Here is a 22,631-nt window from a genome sequence, read left to right on the forward strand (position 1 = left end):
CACCGTTGGCAGATTATATTGATGTATCAGAGCGCCTGTTGTCGGCAGTTAAGCAGCAGGATTTTGCCGGTTATGATCCGTTTGATTCTCTTAACAGCGCGTTGTTGAAGGCTACGCCCTTTTACCGAAGCAGTTGGATCCGGTTAGCCTGGTTGCAGTTAGGAAAGCGGTCCCCACTTAACTTCAGACCGTTGCTGCTGGTGCCCAAAATGAGAAACCCTAAAGGTGTTGGGTTGTTCATTTTGGGCATGTTGAATGACTATGAACGCACCGGGAGCGCAGTCTATTTGGAAGATGCTGTGGCGCTGGGTGATTGGTTACTTGGGCAGCAATGTGACAAGTCGTTATGGAAGCATTCTTGTTGGGGATATCACTTTGACTGGCAGGCAAGGGCGTTTTATGTGCCGGCAGGAAAGCCAAATATCATTACAACGGTTTACGTCGCGCGCGCACTGCAAGCGCTAGCAGAGGTTACCCATAAGGATCGATATGCCGAAGCGGCTATCGATGCCGCTGCATTTATATACAATCATTTGCTTACAAAGACGGATCAACGCACCTTCTTCGCATACATTCCCGGTGAAACAGCGTTTGTTCACAATGCGAGCTTATGGGGGGCGGCGTGGGTTGGCTATGTTGGAACGGCTGTTGGCAACTACCGCTACTTAGAGGTTGCGCTTGAGGTCGCCCGGCAAAGTGCCCGAGAGCAGCTTGGCGATGGCTCATGGGTCTATGGAACTCGCTCTCATCACCAGTTTATCGACGGTTTTCATACGGGTTACAACCTGGAAGCGTTAGCAATGCTCAGTCAAACCGCGGACATTACTGAGTTTAATGATTGTATTCGCAGTGGCTTAAACTACTACCGTGATACCTTTATTCTTCCTGACGGTACGGTTAAATATTACGATAACAAGGTTTATCCTTTGGATATGCACAGCGTTTCCCAAGCTGTATTGACGCTGATTGGGGTTGGCAATTCCCCGGGCGACGAAAAAATTGCTACTAAGGTTTTAGACCGAGCTATAGATAGATTGTATATTTCAAATAAATCTCATTTTATTTATCAAAGGTCAAAATATTATTCAAACAAGATTAATTACGCTCGCTGGACTCAAGCGTGGTCTTATTATGCCTTGTCATATTTTAACAACCATAGAGCCTAGTTTTTAATATGCTTCAGCGGATAAGTTTTTTGGGCTGCCCCTTGGATGTGGGGACAATGGGCGAGACGGTTGAGTATATCGCTCATAAAATTGATGAACGGGAGTTTGTCCAGCACGTAGTTGTTAACGTCGCCAAGTTGGTTAATATGCGGAAGGATTCCCGCTTGGATGAATCTGTTCGTGAATGCGATATCGTCAATATAGATGGTATGGGGGTTGTATGGGGAGCCCGTTTATTGGGGTATGAGGTCCCTGAGCGGGTGGCTGGCGTCGACCTGTTTCACAAGCTTGTTGCAATGAGTGCTGAGAGAGGCTTTCCTGTTTTCTTGCTAGGGGCCAAGCCCGAGGTCATTGAGGAGACGACGCGAAGGGTTGAAAGGATGTATCCCAATATTAAGATAGCCGGTTTTCATCACGGCTATTTTTGGGATGATGAAAAGGCTGTGGTGGATAAAATACGAGAATCTGGGGCTCGATTGCTATTCGTTGCGATAACATCACCTAAAAAAGAGAATTTCATTAACCAGTGGAAAAACCAGATCGGTGTGGACTTTGTGATGGGCGTTGGGGGGACTTTTGATGTGGTCGCGGGAAAGGTTCGTCGGGCTCCTGCTTGGATGCAGCGCTCAGGACTGGAGTGGCTTTATCGCGTTTACCAAGAGCCCCGAAGGATGTGGAAGCGCTACCTTATAACGAATTTTTTGTTCTTGGGGTTGTTGGTTAAAGAGATTGTGAGAGGTAAAACTAAGCGGTAGCCTTTCTGTAAACTGCGTGCAGACTTAGTTTTTGTTTTGTGCAACGCGATCGTTGTTTGATGTGGATAGAATAATGCCGCTAAATATCGAGGCGTAGATTGCAACAAAAGTCGTGCTGATCGCGTGCTTGAATAACGCTTGGGTTAGCCCAAAAATAGTAAAACCGACAATGAGTGCTACCCCCGCGGTTGATAATCTGCCGTTTCTGGATTGATATTTAAAAAACAGATACCCAAAGCAGCTGAAAAAAAGTAGGAATCCAGAGAGGCCAAGTAGCCCCTGCTCCGCTGCTATATGAAAGAAATCGTTGTGGGCATGCCCATATCGTGCCGCGAAACGATCTATTAACCCCCGATCAGCAAGAGCCACAAGCTCCCCTCTGTAGCTGCCCTGCCCGACACCGATAAAAGGCGCATCGGTGAACATGTACCCTGCTGCACGCCACATTTCTAAGCGGGTACCGGCGGAGCCCTCAACTGCTTTCTCATCGGAGAAATAGACGGCAACATCCCGTGCTGCTTTGTTCACCTTTTCCTGAACGAACGAATTGTTGCCATAGAGCGTGCCAGCGAAGACGAGGAGCAGAGCGTAGAGGCCAAATCGGAGGCGTCTTTCCGGTAGCGCTTTGTTCAGGATAAGCCAAATAACAATCGGTAGCGCGATCCAGCCCCCGCGAGCACCGGATGCGATGGAGCCAGTGAGACCAAAAATAAAGGCGATAACACCCAATGCGGTGGAAATTGTCCGGTATTTTCGGCTGCGATTGTCAATACAGCAGGTCAGCGAAAGTATTCCCATCATGAGTGAGAGGTTGCCAAACTGTATTTTCTGGATATGGCCGGCGGCATAATCCCAGCCGAATACAAACTTCTGCAAAAAGCCGAAAGTTCCAGCGCCAATGGCACCGATTATCAAACCGAGATAAAGGCACGTTTGAGAGATCTTGTGGCGGCGCACAAAGAAGTATATCGGCAATACAAGTAGTAATCGCGCGGGGTTGTCAAAGTGATCCCATTGCCAACTCCCGTGAACAAGCATTCCCAGGGCAACCGCAGCCGGATAGGCGGTCAAACCAGTGACGACGAGCTTGTCCTGTGCTGAGAGTTGATAAGGAGGGTTGCGCATAAGCGTCAGATTGAGGGAGCTTAGGAGGACAAGAGCGAGTGCGACAAAGCCATAGGCTCGATCGATAATGAGAAGTATCGCCGGTAGCAGCATTAGCAAGGCGTTAAAACTGCGTTCGGTTATGTCGGGGCGGCGATTGATCGTCATCATTGGGCTGAAGTGTCGTGCGATGCTCAAGGGGGGGCATCTTATCTTCGATTAAGCGGTTACGCCAGTCGGGGAGCTGCGAATTAGCCTAACTGGGTGGTATTGGAATCGAGACACTACTTTGTAGCTCTATATCGAGCGCCAACGGCTCGTTAATTCAGGGCTTGATACAGCGTGCGAGGGTAGCTGAAGTCTCAGCAGGGGAAGTCCAGGCGTCAGGTGCACAGCGTCTGGGTCCCATAAGCCTCTCCGAACCCTGCGCTGGCTTGTCAGGGGGCTCTCGCCAACAAGAACCTGTTTCTGCTTGGATAGTGCCTTAGTGGTAATCGGGCACTATACCCTTGCCAAGCGTTTGGACATAATAGCCGTTCTCGTTGTGACACAGGATCGTCTGGGCGCTGATGAAGTATTCCGGTTTTCTCAAAGAACACTCGCATACATTGATGTGGACTTTGCGCGGCCTGGATTGGCTCGTGCTGGTGTTGAGTTGCTGGGCGGCAATCGGGTGGTCGATTGGGGCCAGCTCGTTTCATCACAACTACATGGTGGCCGTGGTGGTCGCTTCGTTTGCGTCGTTTACGATCTACCCGTTTTTCTCCATTTACCGGACCTGGCGTGGCGCTACCAAGATGGAAGAAGCTCGGGCGCTGCTTATTGGTTGGACCTCTCTGTTTGCCGTTTTGGCGCTGTTGGCTGTGCTTACTAAAACATCAGAAGAGTATTCGCGGCTTTGGTTTGGCTATTGGTACGTATCGGGGCTGCTTGGGCTGGTGCTTTCCCGCTTTTTGATGCGTGGTTTCTTGGGCTTCATTCGGGAAAACGGCCTCAACAGCCGCCGCATTGTCATTGTTGGGGCCGATGAGCTGGGGCAGCGTGTAGCGACGACCCTGCTAACCGAGAACTGGATAGGACTGCAGGTGGCTGGCTTTTTTACCGATGATGAATCACCCTCTTTAAGTACCTTCTTGCGCCCCATTCCGATTTTGGGGGACTTGCAAGCCTGCCCGGAGTACGTGCGTTGCGAGAAAATTGATCAGGTTTGGATCTGTCTTCCGCTCGAGGAAGAGAAACGGATGCGAACGTTGTTTCAATCGTTGGATGATGTTCCTGTCGATCTGCGCTTTGTTCCAGATATCTTTGGCTTTCAATTGATCAACCACTCGGTTTCAGAGATTGCCGGATTGCCGGTGATCGATTTGTCCGCATCACCTATGGATGGTATCCATCGTGTGCTCAAAGCGATTGAAGATCGGGTGCTGGCGGCGATCATTCTGCTGCTGATTAGCCCCGTACTGGCGGCGATAGCTCTGGCGATCAAGGCGACGTCGCCCGGACCTGTTATTTTTAAGCAGCGCCGGTATGGGATTAATGGCGAGATGATTAAAGTCTACAAATTCCGTTCGATGACGGTGCAAGACAATGGTGCGGTAGTGAAGCAGGCGCAGAAAAACGATGCCCGTATTACTCCGCTGGGGGCGTTTTTGCGTCGCACATCGTTGGATGAGCTACCGCAATTCTTTAACGTGTTGCAGGGGCGGATGTCTATCGTGGGGCCGCGCCCTCATGCAGTGGCCCATAACGAGGAGTACAAGGGGCTTATCGGCGGTTACATGAAACGCCATCTGGTAAAGCCCGGTATTACCGGATGGGCGCAGATTAACGGCTGGCGCGGGGAAACCGATACCCTCGACAAGATGGAAAAACGAGTCGAGTTCGATCTGTACTACATCGAAAACTGGTCACTCTGGTTTGATTTGAAGATCATTTTCCTCACTATATTCAAAGGTTTTGTGAACAAGAATGCCTACTAGGGGCGCTCCTGTGCAGTTTTCGCCAAGATTCTAAGGAAGGGTTATGTCTCAGCTATGTATCGTTCCGGTGGTTATGTCGGGCGGCTCTGGCTCCCGTTTGTGGCCGGCCTCACGCGCCCATTGCCCCAAGCAGTTCTTGCCGTTGGTGAACGGCACCTCAATGATTCAGGACACAGTGCAGCGCCTCGACGGATTGGATGGCCTTTGCCCGCCGCTGGTGATCTGTAACGAGTCTCACCGTTTTTTGGTGGCAGAACAGTTGCGTGCCATCGATCAGTCTCATAGCGGCATTTTGCTTGAGCCGGTAGGGCGTAATACTGCACCAGCGGTGGCTCTGGCGGCCCTTCACGCGATGCGGGATGGTGAGGATCCGTTGCTTCTGGTGCTTGCGGCCGATCACGTGATTCAAGATCAGAGCACGTTTCATGACGCTGTAAGGGTAGCGGTAGAGGCTGCAACGCAAGGTGCTTTGGTTACTTTCGGTATTGTGCCTACCCACGCTGAAACGGGCTACGGCTACATCTGCGCGGGCGAGCCTGAGCGGGTCGGTGAGCCTAGTCTTCCTGTATCTGCGTTTGTGGAGAAGCCGGACCGTGATACCGCGCAGCGTTATGTCGACTCCGGCGACTATTTTTGGAACAGCGGCATGTTTCTGTTTCGGGCATCCCGTTACCTTGGCGAGCTCAAGCGTTATCAGCCAGAGATTCTGAGCGCTTGTGAGGCTGCGTTATCGACCGAGCGTCCCGATCTGGACTTTATTCGCCTTGACGAATTCGCTTTCGCCCGTTGCCCGGATGATTCCATCGATTACGCCGTGATGGAGCAAACCGATCAGGCGCGTGTAGTCCCGCTGGATGCGGGGTGGAGTGACGTTGGTGCCTGGTCTGCGCTTTGGGATATCGCTGACAAGGATGCGAGCGGTAATGTCGTCAAAGGGGATGTGCTGCTGAGTGAGGTGAAAAACTCCTATATCAGCAGTTCTGAGCGGCTGGTGGGCGCCGTCGGTGTGGAAGATTTGGTGGTGGTCGAGACGCCGGATGCGGTGCTGGTGGCCAGCAAAGGCCGTGTCCAGGACGTAAAGGAGATCGTTAATCAGCTCAAGATGTCCGCCCGTCCGGAGGCGGAGGATCAGGTCACTGTCTATCGTCCCTGGGGCAGCTACCGCTCCATTGATACGGGGGAGCGCTTTCAGGTTAAACATATCCGCGTGAATCCCGGTGGTCAGCTGTCACTGCAAAAACACCATCACCGCGCCGAGCATTGGGTCGTGGTCAGTGGCACTGCGCGGGTGACCAAAGGGGAGCAGACCTTTCTGGTCAGCGAGAATCACTCCACCTATATCTCCATCGGCGAGATTCACCGGCTTGAAAACCCCGGCAAGATTCCCCTTGATCTGATTGAAGTGCAAACCGGCAGCTATCTGGGTGAGGACGACATTGAACGTTTGGAGGATGTGTATGGGCGCTAGCGGGGCGGTCTAGCGCGCTATTTGGCCCGCTAGCGAGTCGCCCAGAGTTTTACTACTTCGGTGGTATACCGATGCCCGCGCATCGTGATAGCGAAATAGGAAAAACTCGCATGGCTCTTGTCCTTAGCTGGACTAATCTTGGAATCCACGAGGTGTCGAAGGAGCGGCGCGCGGCACGGATGCCGTGGTGTGACTGGAACGTTGCGACCTCTATGAGAGCCCCCAAACCTGGATGGTGCGGGGGCTTGTTTTTTTGGCCCTTCGGCTTGGAGGGAGGGTGGTTGTTCGGCGGCGACGGAGCTCGTCTAATCTCGGTGAATTCTTCCTTTTGTGGCTGACGCGGCAATGGGGCGGAGCGAGCGATTGATGCCAACGAATTGCTTGAAATCACAGTGATAGCGCAGCTTCTATGATAATGTTCCCCGACAAAGGCTGGGGAGAATGTCTATGCGTATTCTTGTGACCGGCGGGGCTGGCTTTATCGGTTCGGCTCTGGTCCGGTTTTTGTTGGCTGAAACACCGCATGTTGTATTCAATGTCGATGTGTTGACCTATGCAGGGAATCTCGATTCGCTGCCCGGTGTTGATGACAACCCGCGCTACCGTTTTCAACAGCTTGATATCTGCGATGCGCCTGGGTTAGCACAAATTTTTACCGATTTTCGGCCCGATGCGGTGATGCACCTGGCGGCAGAGAGTCATGTGGATCGCTCTATCGACGGTCCTGCTGCGTTCATGACCACCAATATCATCGGCACCTACACCTTGTTGCAGGCAGCGCTTAGCTACTGGCGTACGTTGAAGCCTGATGAGCAGGATAAGTTTCGCTTTCACCATGTTTCCACCGACGAGGTCTATGGGGATCTATCTGGTCCCGATGGGCTGTTTGTCGAGTCTGCCCCTTACGCTCCCAGCTCTCCGTACTCTGCCAGCAAGGCGAGTTCCGACCACTTGGTGCGTGCGTGGCACCGTACCTACGGGTTGCCGGTGGTGATAACCAACTGTTCCAACAATTACGGCCCGTATCATTTCCCTGAGAAACTTATACCGCACATGATTCTCAACGCGCTGGCGGGTAAGCCGCTGCCGGTATACGGCGACGGTCAGCAGGTCAGGGACTGGTTGTATGTGGAAGACCATGTGCGGGCGCTTTATCGGGTCGTGACCGTGGGGCGGATTGGAGAAACCTACAATATAGGTGGGCATAACGAGAAGACCAACCTGTGTGAACTGCTGGATGAGTTGGCGCCGGCAGATGAGCGCTTGAGCGGTCCTTACCGTGAGCTGATCAGCTTCGTACCCGACCGGCCGGGGCATGACCGGCGTTATGCGATCGATGCGGGTAAAATAGAGCATGAGCTGGGCTGGGTGCCGCAAGAGAGTTTCGATTCGGGCCTACGCAAGACGGTGCAGTGGTATCTGGACAATAGAAACTGGTGGCAGCGGGTGCTTTCGGGTGATTATCGATTGGAGCGTATGGGTGGGGAGTCGTAATGAATAGCTACAAAGGGATTATTCTGGCCGGAGGTTCCGGTACGCGGCTGCACCCGATTACCCGCGGTGTGTCTAAGCAGCTACTGCCCATCTATGACAAACCGATGATCTATTACCCCTTGTCGGTGCTGATGCTGGCGGGTATTCGCGATATTTTGGTGATCTCAACTCCGGAAGATCTGCCGAGTTTTCAGCGCCTGCTGGGTGATGGCAGCGAGTTTGGTGTTAACTTGAGCTACGCCGAACAGCCCAGTCCCGATGGCCTGGCCCAGGCCTTTGTTATTGGAGAGGACTTTATTGGCGACAGCCCGGTGGCGCTGGTTCTCGGCGACAATATCTTTTTTGGTCAGCATTTTACTGACAAGCTGATGGCTGCGACCGGCCGCACCCGCGGTGCGACGGTGTTTGGTTATCATGTCAGCGATCCGGAGCGCTTCGGGGTGGTCGAATTTGACAGCGACGGCCGCGCCATCAGCATCGAAGAGAAGCCGGTCAAGCCGAAATCCAACTATGCGGTGACCGGTCTCTATTTTTACGATAACGATGTGATTGAGATTGCCAAGTCGCTTAAGCCTTCTGATCGCGGCGAGCTGGAGATCACCGATGTCAATATGGCCTACCTGCAACGCGGCGACCTGCAGGTGGAGATGTTGGGGCGCGGATTTGCGTGGCTGGATACGGGCACCCATGATTCGCTAATTGATGCCGGCCAGTTTGTGGCGACGGTTGAGAACCGCCAGGGCCTCAAAATAGGCTGTCTGGAAGGTATCGCCTACAAGCGAGGCTGGATCAGTAGCGAGCAGTTACGTAGTCAGGCCCAAGCGCTATCCAAGACTGGTTATGGGCAATACCTGCTGCGTTTGCTGGGGGAGTCGCAGTGAACGTGATCGATACCCGTCTTGATGGGGTCAAGGTTATTGAACCGAGGGTGTTCGATGATGAGCGGGGTTTCTTTCTTGAGACCTTTCAGCAACAGCGTTACGCGGACGTTGGTATCACCCAGTCGTTCGTTCAGGACAACCACTCGCGCTCTCAAAAGGGCGTGCTGCGGGGCCTTCACTTTCAGAAGAACAAACCGCAGGGCAAGCTGGTACGAGTTGTGCGCGGCGAGGTTTTTGACGTGGCGGTGGATATTCGGCCCGACTCCGCGACCTTTGGCCAGTGGGAGGGTGTAACTTTGTCCGAATCCAATAAACGCCAGCTGTGGATTCCGCCCGGTTTTGCCCATGGGTTTGTGGTGCTCTCGGACCAGGCTGACTTTGAGTATAAATGTACCGATTACTACGATCCGGCTGATGAGGGTGTGATCATCTGGAACGATCCGGAGCTGGGCATTGCTTGGCCGTTACAGGATGTCATCTTGTCGCCCAAAGACGCTGCAGCGCCACGTTTCGCGGATCTATGTCGATGAAAATCTTGCTAACCGGCGCCGACGGACAGCTGGGGCGCTGTATCCAGGATCGTGCTGGTGATCATGAATTGGTCGCCTTGAATCGCCAACAGCTCGATATCACCGATCAAGGAGCCGTCACTGATTGCGTCAGGCTTCATCGCCCGGATGCGGTGATCAACGCCGCCGCTTACACCAATGTCGATCAAGCCGAGTCCGAGCCCAACTTGGCCTATGCGGTTAACCGTGACGGGCCGGCCCATATCGCCGTTGTTTGCGCTGAACTCGATATCCCGCTGATTCATATCTCCACCGATTACGTCTTTGACGGCACCAAGAGAAGCCCCTACACCCCGGATGACAATCCCAACCCCATCAATGTGTACGGCGCCAGCAAGCTGGCTGGCGAAGAGGCGATTAGGCGCATCTGGGAAAAACACCTGATTATCCGCACTTCCTGGCTGTTCTCCGAGTATGGCCATAACTTCGTCAAAACCATGCTGCGGTTGGCCAAAGAGCGTGATGAGATCCGGGTGGTCGATGACCAGATTGGCTGCCCGACCTATGCGGGGGATTTGGCTGAGGTGGTTTTACGGTTGGCCGATCGTAACGTTGGTTGGGGGAGGTACCACTTTTGTGGTGGTGTTGCTACTAGTTGGTATGAGTTTTCCGGTCATATTTTTCGCCTCTGGTCGGAAGTATCCAGCACTTCTATCCCCGCTTTGAAACCTGTTGGAGCTGTCAATTTTCTCTCAGTTGCGATCAGGCCTAATTATTCAGTTCTTGATAGCAACACCTTTGTTGAGTTGGTACTTAATGATTCTGATAGCCTAGATAGAGTAATAAAAAACGTACTGTTGAGTATATAGTTTTTATCCGTGTACGAAGTGTATTTGATTTTATGATTTATTCCGTGGTGTTAATGAGCGTGTTAACACTATTTTCTAGGAATGAGTGATTTGGATAAAAATATGTTTGCATCTCTGTTAATATATTAATTATTATTCTGACTGAGTTCTATTGTAATAGATTTTGGTAAATTTAAAATTTTATTTATGATAAAATGTAGATCTTTTATTCATTTGACTCTAAATTGATTGCTGATTGTTGTTGTATATTATGTTTCATGATGCCTTTATTTATATTGCTTCTTTTTTGCCAAAAAGTATTTTATTTGGTAGGCGTTTTAGAGATGCGCATTCTGTACATGAGCGTTATAAAGAATCTGAGGATAAAAATAATTTTGTTTTGTCATATACGAAATCATCTCTTTCCTATGTCTTTAAGTTGGCAGCACAGTGTAGATTTTACAATAATCTCCCCGAGAACTGTAGTATAGAAAGTTTTGATTATATAGATAAGGACGTGGTGATTAGTGCTGATGATGCGCTAGTGGTTGATAAAATAGGCTCGGAGTTAGTCAGTACTGGGGGGACTTCAGGCAGGCCGCTTGCTTTTTATGCGGATAAAAGTGGTAGAGGAGTAGAATGGTATTGGATGACGAGCGCGTGGTCATTGGTCGGCTTTGATTGGGCTAAGTCATGGCGCGCCGTGCTCAGAAATCATTCGCTGGGTGGTCGTGATTATGAGGTTAACCGCTTATTAAAAGAGGTTCGTTTTGATAACTTTAGGCTAGATAATGAATATATGGGTTATGTTACTAAAGAGATAGAAAGGCGAGGGATAGAGTTTGTTCATGCATATCCCAGCGCTGCCTTTGCAATTGCATCTTTTTGGAGAAATGAAAACTGTAAACCTGCGTGCGTTAAAGCTTTTCTTTGCGGTAGTGAGAATGTATTTGATTACCAAAAAAAACTTATTCAGGAAGAGCTAGACATCAGAATGTTTACGTGGTTTGGTCATAGTGAGCAATTGATATTAGCGCATGAGGGAATAGAGTGTGAGAATTATCATTCTAATCCGTTTTATGGCTATGCTGAATTAATTGGTGCAGATGGCAAGCAAGTAAAAGAGGTTGGTCAGAGAGGCGAGCTGGTAGGAACTGGATATATCAATAGAAAGACCATCTTTGTCCGCTATCGTACTGGTGATTACGCAGAGTATGTGGGCGATGTTTGTCCTGATTGTGGACATGTTGGTTTGACATTTAAGCAGGTACAGGGGAGGTGGGCCGGTGCCAAGATATACCTCTCTAATGGAAGCTGGATTACCACTACTGCGCTCAATCTCCATGATAGTATCTATTCCCGGATTGATGGGATACAGTATTTTCAGCATAAGGCTGGTGAGTTGGAGGTAAGGGTCGTGCCTGGCTTATCATGGGGTTTTGAGTCAGAAGATGATCTGATTGAGGCGCTTATGCATAAGGTGCCAAATGGTATTAATTTTACGATAAAAAAAGTTGATCGCTTGGAGTATGCAGATAATCGTAAGTTTGAACTATTAGTTCAGAATATAGATGATTTATGAATTTTTTGTAGAGAGTGATATTGTTTTCTTGTGTATCAAGGATATGTTTCTAATGTTGTTTGGATTTGTTTTATGTTCGTTTTCTTAATATGATTGTAGAATTTATTTGAGTCCTTTGGTCTAATAAAAACAAGTCCTCAAGTATGTATATAGTGTGTCGCTTAAATTAGTCGCCCTAGAGCGGGTATTTTGTTTATGCCCGGGGGTGAAATGGAGTTTTGGTTATGCTTCCCCTGATTGATCTTAAAAGGCAGTACGCACAAATTGAAACCCGTGTCAAAAAGGCGGTTGTTGATGTATTGGACAGCGGTCAGTACATCCAGGGGTCTGAAGTGGCCGAGCTGGAGCAGCGGTTGGCAGCCTACGCCGGGACCACGTACTGTGTCAGTTGTGCTTCTGGAACGGATGCGCTTTTGATGGCCTTGATGGCCAAAGGGGTTGGGCCCGGCAGTATTATTTTTACGACCCCTTTTACCTTTGTTGCGACCGCTGAAGTAATCGCTCTGCTGGGCGCGACCCCGTTTTTTGTCGATGTTGACCCAACTAGCTTCAATATGGATCCTAAGCAGCTTGAACTGGCCATCGCGGCTTGTAGAAGCCGCGATCCAGGTATCTACCCTCTGCCGGCAGCAGTCATTGAGAAAGAAATGAAACCGGAAGGGGTTATCGCCGTCGACCTTTTCGGACTACCGGCCGAGTATGACCGCATCAATTCCATTGCCGCGGAGAACGATCTGTTCGTTATTGAAGACGCAGCTCAAAGCTTTGGAGCAACGTACAGGGGGCGCAAGACTGGCGGGCTAGCTGATATAGGCTGTACATCATTTTTTCCCGCCAAGCCCCTCGGTGGCTGCGGCGACGGTGGGGCTATCTTCTGCAATGATGATCAGACCAAACAACTGCTAGAGTCGATTAGGGTTCATGGTCAGGGAGAAAGTAAATATGAGAATGTCCGTCTGGGGGTCACCGGACGGCTGGATGCCATTCAGGCTGCATATCTGAAAGTTAAACTGGATATATTCGACGATGAGTTCAAGGCTAGGCAGAAAGTATCAGCATACTACAATGCCTGCCTTCAAGATGCTGAAGGATTTCGTGTCCCGTGCGTCCCGGAATATTCGGCAAGCGCTTGGGCACAGTATACGCTGCTGGCCTCCAATCAGGAGCGAAGGGATAGGGTGCTCGAGGCCCTAGCTGCAGCAGATATCGGTCACTCGATTTATTATCCGATTCCGCTGCATTTGCAGCGCGCATTCACCTATCTAGGCTATCAGGTGACAGACTTTCATGTTGCTGAAAACCTAGCGTCTCGAGTGTTTAGCATTCCTATGCACCCCTACTTGACGGAGTCGGAAATAGAATCCGTAGTACAGGTGATTATTAGGAGTTAGTTCGTGTCAGATTACTTCAAACACCCAAGTGCCCATGTCAGTCCGGATGCTACCGTGGGTGCAGGCACCAAAGTGTGGATTAATGTCCAGATTCGCGAAGGTGTTCAGGTTGGCGAAGATTGTATCCTGTCCAAGGATGTCTATCTTGATCAGGGTGTTAGGATAGGGAATCGGTGCAAGGTTCAGAACTCTGTTTCCATCTATAGTGGGGTCAGCATTGCCGATGACGTGTTTGTCGGTCCGAATGTTGCGTTCACTAACGATAAGGTTCCTAGGGCTTTCAATGACGATTGGCAGATTACCGAAACCCGCGTCGAGCAGGGGGCCAGCCTAGGGGCCAATGCCACGGTCGTCTGCGGGGTGACAATAGGCGAATATGCTATGGTCGCCGCCGGCTCCGTCGTGACCCGGGATGTCGAACCCTACACTCTGGTGGTTGGTAACCCGGCTAGGGCGGTGGCAAAGGTGGACAGGCTCGGCAACAGGGTAGAAGGGGATATATGAACAATAAGTCATTAAGGGTTGCGCTGCTGGGCGTCGGCAATATGGGGCGCAATCACCTGCGCATACTGTCAATGCTCAAGGGGGTCGAAGTGACCTATATCTATGACCTTCAGCAAGATCGGCTGGCACAGTTGGGTCGGCAGTATGGTGTCCCTTATACAACTGACCTGGCTACGGCACTCTCTGGCGCAGAAGCGGTCATTATCGCCACCCCGACCAGTACCCACTGTGAGCTGTTTGAATACTGCGCCCCTTTGGTGCGCTTTGCTTTTATCGAGAAGCCGGTTGCTGCGACGGTCGAGGAGGCGGAGAAGATCAAGGCGCTGTCGGGGCGGTACAACGTCAAAGTCCAGATTGGATTTATCGAGCGCTTCAATCCGGTGGTTTCGGCATTAAAGCCGATGCTCGACCATGAGAGAGTGATCAATATCGATTTCATGCGAACCAATCGGCTTAGCAGCCGCATATCGGATGTTGATGTCGTGCTGGACTTGATGATCCATGATATTGATCTTGCCCTGTATCTCAATGGACCTGTGAAATCGGTTATGGCCTTCGGTGCGAAGGAGCACGGCCTGGTTGCCTTTGCCAATGCGATGATGGTCCATGAAAGTGGGGCGATGTCGCGGATACTGGCCAGCCGGATGACCGAGAAGAAAATCCGTCAGATCCAGGTGACAACGGATAGCTCGTTTATCGATGGTGAGCTGTTGAGAAAAGAAGTGATCATCAATAAGCAGTCGGAGGTGATCCAAGATGCCAATAAACCCTACACCATCGCTTCGATCGAACAGCAGGTTGAAGTGAAGCCACAGGAGGCCCTGCTAGTCGAGTTGCAGAGTTTTATTGGGCTCTGTACGGGGGAGAGCGATCAGATTCCCGATATTGAAGCTGGGCTTGAGTCGTTGCAGTTGAGTTATCGAGTGTTGGAACAGATCGGATGATTGACAGGTTAGACATTGCAAACAGCACCGTCCTAGTCACCGGTGGTGCTGGCTTTATCGGCAGCCACCTAGTGGACCGGCTGATCAGCGAAGGTGCTAAAAAGGTTATCGTCGTCGATAACCTTTTTCTGGGCAGTGAGCGCAATATCGAATCTGCGCTGGAAAAAGGGGCTCTCTTTTATAAAGAGGATATTGAGTTGGCGACCAGTCTTGATTACATATTCAGTAATCATACGGTGGACCTTGTCTTTAACTGTGCGACCAAGGCGCTTAATTACTCGTTTTTGAATCCGTCGAATGCGTTTGATACCAATGTCAGAGGGGTGTTGAACTTGCTCGAGATACAGCGAAAGGGTGGATTCAAGACGCTGTGCCATTTTTCGACCTCCGAGGTTTATGGTACCGCTGTTTATGAGCCGATGGATGAAGAACATCCCAAGAAGCCAACGACCACCTATGCCGCCGGCAAGGCAGCGGCTGATCTGGCGATTGAAAGCTACGTCAATATGTTCGGGCTGGATGCGTTTATAGTCCGGCCATTCAATAATTACGGCCCCCGGCAGAATTATAAAGGCCTGTTGGCCGGTGTGATTCCTATTACCGCTTGGCGGGTGACTCACGGTGTCGAGCCCGAGATTCATGGTAAAGGTACCCAGACACGCGATTTTATCTACGTCGAAGATACGGTCGATGCGGTTGTGAAGCTCTTCCCGGTGCTTGAAGCCGGTCAAAGTGTGAATATTTCTACCGACAACTGCTGCGATATCAAGACGCTGGTTAAACGAATATGCGAGTACTTCGACTATTTGGGCCCGATCGCGGCAAAACCAGCCCGGCATGCCGATGTGCAGTGCCATATCGCTAGCAATGAAAAGGTTAAGACACTTATCGACTACAGGCTGACCCCGTTTGATCAAGGGCTGGATCAGACGCTGTCCTGGTACCGCAACGAGTTTGGAAGTTGAAATTATGAGCAGTCAGCGGGTTAAGCTGGTAGAACCCTATATTGACTTTGACGACGTCGAGTCAGAGCTCAGGGATATTTTCGACTCGGGGCAGTTTACCCGGGGAGTCAATGTCTCTCGTTTTATCAAGGCATTGTCGGAATATACCGGAGCCAGGCATGCTTTCTTGACGACTTCTGCAACCACGGCCCTGTCGCTGTGTTTGAAGGTGCTGGGAATTGGCGCCGGCGATAAAGTGGCGATATCTGACTTCAGCTTTCCGGCGACCGCGAATGTCGTCGAGGACTTGGGGGCCATACCGGTCTTTGTCGATGTGGATCGGGATACCTACAACATGTCGGCTCGGGACTTGCGGAACAAGATCGACTCTGTCAAAGCAGTTATTTTTGTTGATGCTTTTGGTTGTCCCAGCAGCCTGTTGGAGATCCAGCAGATCTGCCGCGCCAAGCGGATCCCGCTGGTCGAGGATGCGGCCTGCGGGCTGGGGAGCTCTGTCCAGGGTGTAAAAGTCGGCGCGATCGCCGATATGACCTGTTTCAGTTTTCACCCAAGGAAATTACTGACCACCGGAGAAGGTGGTGCCATCACTACCAATAATCCTCAGTACGCAGAGGCGCTGGAGATCAAGCTCAATCATGGTGCCAGGGGTGTCCGGGGCGTCGGAGCCGACTTTATCGATTACGGATACAATTATCGAATGAGTGAATTCCAAGCCTTGCTGGGATGGAAACAGCTGGCCCGGTTGGATTCAGTGATTGAGCGACGCCAGACAATGATGGCGCGATATATGGGTCTTCTGGGGAACCATGGCTTTGCCCGGCAGTCTGTCGATGCGGGATATATCCATAATGTTCAGTCGATCGTGTTAACGGTCCCGGCAGGTATCTACAGGGATGTGCTTATCGACCGATTGAATACGGTGAATATCGAATCCACACTGGGCACGTACAGCCTGAGCGCAACGAGTTATTACGCGAAAAAATATCAGCGCATTCAACCCAACTCCCAGTGGCTGGAACAGAACACAATTACGCTTCCCTGCCATGATAACGTTGACGTGGGCCGGGTCTGCGACGCGATTGTCGAATTTGTCTCTGGAGCGACCTAGTGAGTCATATCCTGTTTGTCGGCTCCAAGAGCACAGGCCTGAGGTGTCTGCGTTCACTGTATCAACAGGGCGATCACCGGCTTAGCTGTGCCACGCTTAATGATCGATCCGATCTAAGGAGCTGTTTTGACGATATCAAGCGGCTGGCGAGCGATCAGGGCTCGGAGATCAATGTGCTGGAAAACAATGACCAGCTTCAAGCTCTGGTCGAACGGACCGAGCCCGATGTAGTTTTCGTCTGTGGTTGGTACCGGGTGATCCCCGAGGCGCTCATTTCGCGCCCACTGCTAGGTTTTTTTGGAATTCACAACTCGCTGTTGCCCCGGTACCGGGGGCATGCTCCGTTGATCTGGTCGCTGCTCAATGGCGATGCTGAAGTCGGGGCGTCACTGTTCAAGTTTGACCAGGGTATGGATACCGGCGATGTTTATCATCAATGGTCGATCCCCAACGACGGTGGCTACGTGAACAGCATTATCGATTCGCTGGACCGGGCGATCGAAAAGAGTTTTGGTCGGGTGTTTGACCGGGTCATACGGGGCGAACAGCCCCGTATGACCCAGCCTCACCGGGATGCCAGTTACTGTGCAAAGCGTCGTCCTGAAGACAGCGCGATCAACTGGAACCGAAGCGCCGAAGCAACGTTGCGATTTATCCGGACCTTGAGTGCACCCTATCCGGACAGCTTTACCTTTATCGACAGCCGTAAGGTTTATATTCTTAAGGCCGAAGCCTTTGATTTTCCGATCAGTGGTATTCCCGGGCAGGTCGTCTGTCACATCGATCGGGGGGCCGTTATCTGTTGCGGCGATGGCCGGGGCATATTGGTAACCGAGGCGGCCGATGAACAGGGCGATCGAACTCTGGCCAGTCTTTTTCGGCGACTCTCCTCGCCTGCTAAAAGCTTTGAATTGAGTGGCAAGCAATAGCAATGATATCTATCGTCGACTGCGGAATGGGCAACCTCGGCTCGGTCCGAAACATGTTCAACTATATTGATGTGCCAAGCGAAGTGGTCTCGAGCGTTGCGGCCATTGAGCAGGCACAGAAACTCATCCTGCCTGGCGTTGGTAGCTGGGACCATGGCTTGGCCAACTTGACCCGCAGCGGCCTAAGAGAGGTACTCGACCACAAGGTTCTGACGCAGAAGGTCCCTTTGCTGGGTATTTGCCTGGGAATGCAGGTTCTGGCCGAGTCCAGCCAGGAGGGCGACCTGCCGGGGTTGGGCTGGATTCCAGGGAAGGTAGTGCGCTTCGGCGACGATGTGCTCGAACAGGGGCTTAAGATTCCGCACATGGGCTGGAACCGGGTGTTCTCCCGGCGGACGAATGTACTGACCGATTCGCTTCCAGATGATCCCCGCTTCTACTTTGTCCATTCCTTCCATTTCTGCTGCTCGGACCCGTCAGATGTTCTGATGACCAGCAAACACGGCAGTGAGTTTGTTTGTGCGGTCCAGCGCGATAACATCTATGGGGTCCAGTTTCACCCCGAGAAAAGCCATAAGTTCGGTCTCGCCCTCATGAAAAGTTTTTCGGAGCTTTAACTTGCTACGTACTCGAGTGATCCCCTGCCTGCTGTTGAAAGGCAAGGGGCTGGTAAAAACGACCGGCTTCAAAAATGAAGTCTATGTTGGCGACCCGATCAATGCCGTTCGGATTTTCAACCAGATGGAGGTCGATGAGCTTTTTCTCCTTGATATCGATGCCACGGCTCGGCAATCCGGGATCAACTTTGAACTGCTAGAGCAGGTGGCGTCCGAATGCTTCATGCCGATCTGTTACGGCGGGGGGGTCAGTAGCCTGAAAGACTATGAGCGGCTCTTTACGCTGGGTGTCGAGAAGGTGTCGGTCAGCCACGCGTTCTTTAACCAGCCGGAGCTGGTCAAGGCCGCGGTGTCGCGGTTTGGCTCCCAGAGCATCGTGCTGACCCTGGATATCAAGCGCCACTGGCTCACTAAGAAGATGTTCGCCTGTACCCACAATGGCAGGCGCAAAAGGCCTGAAGCCCTGCACCAGATTCTTGAGCTGGCGCAGGAGCTGGGTGTCGGCGAGATCGTGGTCAACTCGATCGATCGTGATGGTACTTGGGCCGGATTTGATCGAGAGCTGATTCAAACCGTTAGCAGCCGGGTCTCGGTCCCTGTGGTCGCGCTAGGCGGAGCGGGCAAGCTCGAAGATATCAAGGACGTGGTTGACGGGGCCGGAGCCAGCGCGGTTGGAATCGGAAGCATGGCGGTGTTTCAGGGCAAGGGGCTCGGCGTGCTGATTAAGTTTCCAAAGATGGCAGAGCTCGATGAATTGTTGGGTGGTAAATAGCGAGATGTCCTACCAGATTTGTAGCCGCTGTATTTTTGACACCAAAGTCCCAAATATCGTGTTCGATGACCGTGGTATCTGCAACTATTGTGTCCAGATTGAACAGCTCGAGCAGCAGTTTCCCAATGACGAGCGCGGGGCGAAGGTACTCGACCGGATTGTCTACGAGATCAAGCGCGCCGGGCGCGGTAAGAAGTACGATGCATTGGTTGGCGTCAGTGGCGGCTGCGATTCATCCTACCTGCTGCACAAGTTCTCGAGGGACTACGGTTTAAGATTGTTGGCGGTCCATTTTGACAATACTTGGAATTCGACGGTTGCCACGCAGAATATTCACTGCATGACCGAGAAGCTGGGGATCGACTTGTTCACCCATGTGGTCGATGCGACCGAGTTTGACGACATGCTGCTAGCGGCGCTGAAGTCAGGCGTCAAGGATATCGAGATGGCCACCGACCTTGGCTTGGCGTCGACAATGAATATGGCCGCCGAAAAGTTCGGTATCAAATACAAGCTTGATGGCCACTCATTCAGAACCGAGGGGTCGGCTCCGATGGGATGGGTTTATATGGATGCCCGGTATCTGCACAGCGTTCATAAGCAGTTTGGCACAATGCCGATGAAAACCTTCCCCAACCTTTGGTTATCGAAGCAGCTGAAATGGATGTTGATGAATCGAATCAAGTCGATTCGTCCGCTCTATTACCTGGATTATGACAAGGAAGGGGCCAAGAGGTTGCTAAGTGAGACCTATGGATGGCAGTGGTATGGCGGGCACCACTTGGAAAACCGCCTGACGACTTTTTACCACAGTTATTTTCTCCCTAAGCGCTGGAATACGGACTTTCGAATCGCTGGCTATTCGGCCTATTGCCGAGACGGTCGGATGAGCCGTGAAGAAGCCCTAGCGCTGATGGCAGAAGATCCCCATATGGAAAAGGGGCTGTTGGACTATGTGAAGAAACGCCTGAACCTGAGTGATACCGAACTGCAGCTATTGATGGATCTACCGAAGAAATACTACACGGATTATAAAAACTACAAAAAAACCTTCGAAAGGATGCGGCCCTTCTTTTATCTGATGGCGAAATGGAACCTGATACCTTGGAGTTTTTATATTAAGTACACCTTACCGCACAAAGTTGAGAAGGAGGGCTGCTAAGTGTTTGACAAGTCTATTCTGCAATACGGTAGTCTTGCAGGATGGCCGTATACGATTGCTCACACGCTTAGAGAAAAAGGAATTGCTAGCAGCAATGTTATTTTTTATGACCGAGATGAGTCTGGTTTTAAACGAAATCTAAAGTATGACTCAACGGTTTGTGATCTTGGTGATACTAAATTAGAAAAAATAGCAAAGGCTTGCAGTTTTGTTAACGAATTAAGCCGAGAGTGTGGGTTGGTTCATTACCACGGTGCAACAGTTTTTCCTCCTGAGTACCACTTTATTTACGAGGGGAGAGTGCTAAGAAAAGCCAATGTTCCCATGCTGATATCATTTGGTGGTGGCGATGCAAGGCCATTAGGTATCGCAAATAGATTAAACAAATACTTCTATCGAGATAATGACTTTTTCCATGAGTTGAGAATTAATCTACGCTATTTTTCCTGGTCAAGAAATATAAAGTATTGTGCGACAGATCCTGAAATGAAAGAGTATGCCTTGCCGCATTTTGACCGGGTTTTTACCTTCCGCCAACCTATCGATCTGGCAAGAATACCCGAACCCACCGCGACTCGGTCGGAAAAACCGGTCGTATTGCATATTCCAACCGAACCAGAGGTCAAGGGAACTGCATATATCGTCAAAGCCGTGGACAGGCTTCGGCAGAAGAAACTTGATTTTGACTTTGTCATGAAAACGGGGCTGAGCCAGAGTCAGGTCTACGACGAGATCTCGAAATGCGATATCTATGTTGACGAGCTCAGGTGTGGCTCGCATGGCGTCACAGCGGTTGAATCGATGGCGGCCGGCAAGCCCACGATCACCTATATCCGGGACGATCTGCTCGATAAGTTTCCGGCGGAGCTACCGCTAGTCAACGCCAATCCTGATACCATCGAACGGGTCTTAGAGAAGTTGCTGGTTGACACCGATCTGCGGAGGGATATCGGCAGGAACAGCCGGGCATATGTGGAGAAGTATCACTGCGCTTCTGTCGTTGCCGATGAACTCATCGAGATCTATCAGGGAATCTTACGTGATTGATCTGATTAAAACAGGTTTTCAAAGAGGGCTGTTTCATATACTGGGCGTCAATTTTTTTGTCCAGTTTTTAAATTTTGGTCTGGTTATATTTGTGGCTGGGTATTTAAGTAAGTCAGATCTTGGTGATCTGAAGCTTATCCAGTCCTACGCTGTTTTATTTATTATGCTCGGAGCCTTTGGTTATGATTCTTCAGCATTGAAACTCTGTTCAGAGAATATTTCTTGCAGGCAGAAAACAGCAGACCTGTCCTTTGCTTTTACCAGGGTTTTAAAGTTCTCCCTGCTATCTGTTATCGCCTTTAACGGTCTTTCATATTCTTATATTTCTGCTGGAGATTCAAGGCTGTTGGGATTGATTGGCATTTATTCTATTCTGGTAATTTTCACTGCGTTTAGCTACCTGTCGCTTTCTTTTCTGCAGTCGCAAAAAATGGTCAAGAAAGCTGCCATGGTTCAATTTGTCACCAAGTTGATATTCGTTGCGGCTGTATTTGTATCGGCTTACTTTTGGCAACTGGAAGGAATTATTATTTCCACCGTGCTGGCCGCTATTGTTGGACTGCTGGTTTATTATCCATTTGTCAGGAAGTACATTGATTTCGGCCTGCTTGCAGAGTCTCGTTCCAGTCAGGTTAACAAATATGCCTACGCGATAGTTTTTGGCGCGGTACTGACCCTTGTGTCGCAGAACCTCGATATCTATCTGTTGGATTACTTCTCTGCCAATAAGGAAGATATTGGTGTTTACTCGATAGCGACGATCTACTACACCGCAGCCGTGTTGGTTATCTCTACGATGCAGACCTTTGTGTTGCCCTATTTTAGCGAAAAGTCGGGTGATATCGACTGGATAAAGCAACGGGCTGTCAGGTACCAGCTTGTTTTTGTCGCTGTATCGGTCATCGTTTGTGTCGGCGTCATGTTGTTTGCAAAGGTTCTCGATCTCTACTACTTCAGTGACGGATACCAGGATGCCTTCTACTTGGGGCTGATCCTGTTGTGCAAGTTTTTCTGTTGGTCAGGTTACTCGGTTTTAGGGATCGCTCTGTTTGCGCAGGGAATCATCAAGCCTGGTATCTATTTGGTTGCGGTGGGCATAGTAATCAATCTGGTTTTAAGCTTTTGGCTGTATGACGCACATGGTTACTATGGTGTCGCTACTTCTCAAGCCGTCACGGCCTTGGTTTCGTTTTTTCTAGCCGTTGCAATGTTTATGTATTACATCGGGTGCCGTCCGAATGCCAGTGACTAAGGCTGAAATGTCGTCACGTGGTTCTCAGTTCAGACGACTAAAGAGGCTGAGCTCTAGGCAGCTGGTCTTCAAGGTGTTTGCTCGCGCCTCGCGTGGGTTGCTCAATCCAGTTAGGAAGCTAAAGGACTGTTTGGTTAGTACTTACACCCACTCT

21 protein-coding genes are annotated in these 22,631 nt (G+C 50.7%); 20 read left to right on the forward strand and 1 reads right to left on the reverse strand.

What is annotated here, in order from left to right; translation table 11 throughout:
• The first annotated feature begins 5 nt into the window (after positions 1 to 5).
• Positions 6 to 1,166 (forward strand): aspartate-semialdehyde dehydrogenase, encoded by a 1,161-nt coding sequence (locus tag JJQ76_RS14620; protein ID WP_210397618.1) that lies wholly within the window; start codon positions 6 to 8, stop codon positions 1,164 to 1,166.
• Between the two features lie 56 nt (positions 1,167 to 1,222).
• Positions 1,223 to 1,921, forward strand: a complete 699-nt coding sequence (locus JJQ76_RS14625) for a WecB/TagA/CpsF family glycosyltransferase (protein WP_281412014.1) — start codon at positions 1,223 to 1,225, stop codon at positions 1,919 to 1,921.
• Positions 1,922 to 1,945: 24 nt separating this feature from the next.
• On the opposite strand, the gene JJQ76_RS14630 is transcribed toward JJQ76_RS14625, so the two are convergent.
• Complete coding sequence (locus JJQ76_RS14630) at positions 1,946 to 3,196, reverse strand: O-antigen ligase family protein (RefSeq protein WP_210397620.1); 1,251 nt, start codon at positions 3,194 to 3,196, stop codon at positions 1,946 to 1,948.
• Positions 3,197 to 3,594: 398 nt separating this feature from the next.
• Between JJQ76_RS14630 and JJQ76_RS14635 the strand changes: the two genes are divergently transcribed.
• The 18 genes from JJQ76_RS14635 to JJQ76_RS14720 all read left to right on the forward strand — a co-directional run bounded on the left by JJQ76_RS14635 (position 3,595) and on the right by JJQ76_RS14720 (position 22,477).
• Complete coding sequence (locus tag JJQ76_RS14635) at positions 3,595 to 5,004, forward strand: undecaprenyl-phosphate glucose phosphotransferase (RefSeq protein WP_210397621.1); 1,410 nt, start codon at positions 3,595 to 3,597, stop codon at positions 5,002 to 5,004.
• Between the two features lie 43 nt (positions 5,005 to 5,047).
• A complete protein-coding gene (locus JJQ76_RS14640; protein WP_246480870.1) occupies positions 5,048 to 6,472 on the forward strand; it encodes a mannose-1-phosphate guanylyltransferase/mannose-6-phosphate isomerase in 1,425 nt (474 codons plus the stop codon).
• A gap of 447 nt (positions 6,473 to 6,919) precedes the next feature.
• Positions 6,920 to 7,966, forward strand: coding sequence for a dTDP-glucose 4,6-dehydratase (gene rfbB, locus JJQ76_RS14645; protein WP_210397622.1), 1,047 nt, complete (start codon positions 6,920 to 6,922; stop codon positions 7,964 to 7,966).
• Entirely contained in the window at positions 7,966 to 8,847 is an 882-nt protein-coding gene (gene rfbA, locus JJQ76_RS14650) for a glucose-1-phosphate thymidylyltransferase RfbA (RefSeq protein ID WP_210397623.1), read from the forward strand. The genes rfbB and rfbA overlap by 1 nt, the downstream gene beginning before the upstream one ends.
• The gene (gene rfbC / locus JJQ76_RS14655) at positions 8,844 to 9,377 is read left to right on the forward strand and encodes a dTDP-4-dehydrorhamnose 3,5-epimerase (protein WP_210397624.1); all 534 of its coding nucleotides are present in this window, start codon (positions 8,844 to 8,846) and stop codon (positions 9,375 to 9,377) included. Before rfbA ends, rfbC begins: the two co-directional genes overlap by 4 nt.
• On the forward strand, positions 9,374 to 10,225 hold the full coding sequence (gene rfbD, locus JJQ76_RS14660; RefSeq protein WP_210397625.1) for a dTDP-4-dehydrorhamnose reductase: 852 nt from the start codon (positions 9,374 to 9,376) through the stop codon (positions 10,223 to 10,225). The genes rfbC and rfbD overlap by 4 nt, the downstream gene beginning before the upstream one ends.
• 250 nt (positions 10,226 to 10,475) lie before the next feature.
• Entirely contained in the window at positions 10,476 to 11,786 is a 1,311-nt protein-coding gene (locus JJQ76_RS14665; protein WP_210397626.1) for a phenylacetate--CoA ligase family protein, read from the forward strand.
• Between the two features lie 224 nt (positions 11,787 to 12,010).
• The gene (locus JJQ76_RS14670) at positions 12,011 to 13,177 is read left to right on the forward strand and encodes a DegT/DnrJ/EryC1/StrS family aminotransferase (protein ID WP_210397627.1); all 1,167 of its coding nucleotides are present in this window, start codon (positions 12,011 to 12,013) and stop codon (positions 13,175 to 13,177) included.
• Positions 13,178 to 13,180: 3 nt separating this feature from the next.
• Positions 13,181 to 13,681, forward strand: coding sequence for an acyltransferase (locus JJQ76_RS14675; protein ID WP_210397628.1), 501 nt, complete (start codon positions 13,181 to 13,183; stop codon positions 13,679 to 13,681).
• Complete coding sequence (locus tag JJQ76_RS14680; protein WP_210397629.1) at positions 13,678 to 14,625, forward strand: Gfo/Idh/MocA family protein; 948 nt, start codon at positions 13,678 to 13,680, stop codon at positions 14,623 to 14,625. The genes JJQ76_RS14675 and JJQ76_RS14680 overlap by 4 nt, the downstream gene beginning before the upstream one ends.
• Entirely contained in the window at positions 14,622 to 15,590 is a 969-nt protein-coding gene (locus JJQ76_RS14685) for an NAD-dependent epimerase/dehydratase family protein (RefSeq protein WP_210397630.1), read from the forward strand. The genes JJQ76_RS14680 and JJQ76_RS14685 overlap by 4 nt, the downstream gene beginning before the upstream one ends.
• A 4-nt stretch (positions 15,591 to 15,594) precedes the next feature.
• Positions 15,595 to 16,698 carry a DegT/DnrJ/EryC1/StrS family aminotransferase gene (locus JJQ76_RS14690; RefSeq protein WP_210397631.1) on the forward strand — a complete coding sequence of 368 codons (1,104 nt, stop codon included), beginning with the start codon at positions 15,595 to 15,597 and terminating at the stop codon, positions 16,696 to 16,698.
• Positions 16,698 to 17,627, forward strand: a complete 930-nt coding sequence (locus tag JJQ76_RS14695) for a methionyl-tRNA formyltransferase (RefSeq protein ID WP_210397632.1) — start codon at positions 16,698 to 16,700, stop codon at positions 17,625 to 17,627. The genes JJQ76_RS14690 and JJQ76_RS14695 overlap by 1 nt, the downstream gene beginning before the upstream one ends.
• Positions 17,628 to 17,629: 2 nt before the next feature.
• Positions 17,630 to 18,244: an imidazole glycerol phosphate synthase subunit HisH gene (gene hisH, locus JJQ76_RS14700; protein WP_210397633.1), complete on the forward strand. Its 615-nt coding sequence runs from the start codon at positions 17,630 to 17,632 to the stop codon at positions 18,242 to 18,244.
• Position 18,245: 1 nt separating this feature from the next.
• Complete coding sequence (locus JJQ76_RS14705; protein ID WP_210397634.1) at positions 18,246 to 19,016, forward strand: AglZ/HisF2 family acetamidino modification protein; 771 nt, start codon at positions 18,246 to 18,248, stop codon at positions 19,014 to 19,016.
• Positions 19,017 to 19,020: 4 nt separating this feature from the next.
• Positions 19,021 to 20,178 carry an N-acetyl sugar amidotransferase gene (locus JJQ76_RS14710; RefSeq protein ID WP_210397635.1) on the forward strand — a complete coding sequence of 386 codons (1,158 nt, stop codon included), beginning with the start codon at positions 19,021 to 19,023 and terminating at the stop codon, positions 20,176 to 20,178.
• Positions 20,179 to 21,225, forward strand: a complete 1,047-nt coding sequence (locus JJQ76_RS14715; RefSeq protein ID WP_210397636.1) for a glycosyltransferase family protein — start codon at positions 20,179 to 20,181, stop codon at positions 21,223 to 21,225.
• Positions 21,218 to 22,477 (forward strand): lipopolysaccharide biosynthesis protein, encoded by a 1,260-nt coding sequence (locus JJQ76_RS14720; protein ID WP_210397637.1) that lies wholly within the window; start codon positions 21,218 to 21,220, stop codon positions 22,475 to 22,477. The genes JJQ76_RS14715 and JJQ76_RS14720 overlap by 8 nt, the downstream gene beginning before the upstream one ends.
• Positions 22,478 to 22,631: the final 154 nt, after the last annotated feature.

Source organism: Motiliproteus sediminis (genome assembly GCF_017912535.1).
Lineage (GTDB): Bacteria > Pseudomonadota > Gammaproteobacteria > Pseudomonadales > Balneatricaceae > Motiliproteus > Motiliproteus sediminis.